The 1,433-nt window shown below is 62.4% G+C and carries 1 pseudogene; it reads right to left on the bottom strand.

Features of this window, described 5'->3' with window-relative positions:
* Positions 1–986 (bottom strand): annotated as a pseudogene (locus AC4FWB_RS34075) (hypothetical protein); the annotation flags it as partial.
* Positions 987–1,433 lie beyond the last annotated feature (447 nt).

Genomic DNA, 1,433 nt, shown 5'->3' with positions numbered 1-1,433 from the left:
ATCGCATGCACTAGCACCCGGTCGTCGTCTAGCCAGACCGGCTGCGACGGCGGTCCCAGCCCTGGGGGGGAGGGCAGGATTGTCAAATCGTGGGTGAGCCGGGTCAGTTCGCGGCGGGCGACTTCCAGCAACAAGAAGTCCGTCTGCGAGGTACACCGGTCGTCGCCGGCCAGGAAAATCCGCTTGCCGTCTGGGGACCACGCCGATTGATCGATGACACCCTCCCTCGGGCCAAATGGCTCGATGCTGCCGGTGGCCACGTCGACTAGCCCAAGGTAGCTGTGGATCCCGTTCAGCATGGCCACCCTGACCGCGACTGTGCGCGCGTCGGGAGACCAAGCCGGGTCGTAGTGGTCGAACGGTTCGCGAGTTAGTATCCGCCGCTCTCTCGTCTCGACGTCGATGACGAACAGTTGCAGCCGCACGTCGCCGAGATACCCACGACCGTCCTGCTTATAGTCAATTCGCCGGGTCACTCGGACAGGGGGCAGTACATCTCCCGGAAGGCCTGCCTCGTCAGGCTCGTCAGGACCGAAGAGTGTTGTGTAAGCTAGAGAACTGCCCGTGGGGGACCAAGCGAGGCCGCTGATTGGTGCCCGGTGTCCGGCTATTTCCTGAGCCTCGCCGCCTCCGGCCGGAAGCACGTAGAGGCCGTACTTCGCGGGGCCGCCCCGATCGGCGATCCTGTCGGACACGAACGCGATCCGCGTCCCGTCCGGCGACCAGACGCCGTCATCGCTGATTCGCCCGCCCGTGGTGAGTTGGCGCGGATTGGTGCCGTCTACGTTGGCTGTCCACAACTGCGCCAGCCTGGCGCCGGTGCCTCGATCTGTTCGTGCCGACGTATACATGATACGAGTTCCGTCCGGCGAGATCCGTGCATTTTCAGCGACCGTGAACCCGTAGACCAGGGTATCCGGGGTGAGTCCTTCGGTCTCCGATAGCGGCGACGCAGTGGTCATCACTTGGTGGGCGATCTCTTCCATCTAGTTGGTCCCTCAGTGATACCGGCGGCACCTTCGTGCCGTCTCGTTGTGTCTCACAATTTGCATATCGCCGTGTCCCGACGAGTCAAACCGCTGCGGGCCCAATGACGGGATCCGAACCGGCGCCCCGGGATTTACCTCTGGCATCCAAGCGCAGAAATCCCCAGTCAAGAACAGAGAACTTAGCTTCTGGCATAGGCAAGTACTGTCCGTCCATGAAAGCTATGCCGTGCAAATAACCCGATGGCGCCTATGAAGCGGCACAACTTCCGGCAGAGCCATTAGTAGCCTAGGGGCGGCAAGCGCCATCTTGTTGGTCCTCCAGACCGGACACAGTGGCCGTGAGCAGACGCCCTCGGGGTCCGCAATCCCAAGGGGCATGCCGACCCTTTGAGCGTCACCTTTGTATTCTAGACGTTTACGGCAGCGCGGTTTCGAAGCGCTACG

The sequence above is a fragment of the Mesorhizobium sp. LEGMi-168a genome, from assembly GCF_058312955.1.
Note: the sequence above shows the minus strand (reverse complement) of the source record. Positions and strands in the feature narration are given on the sequence as shown.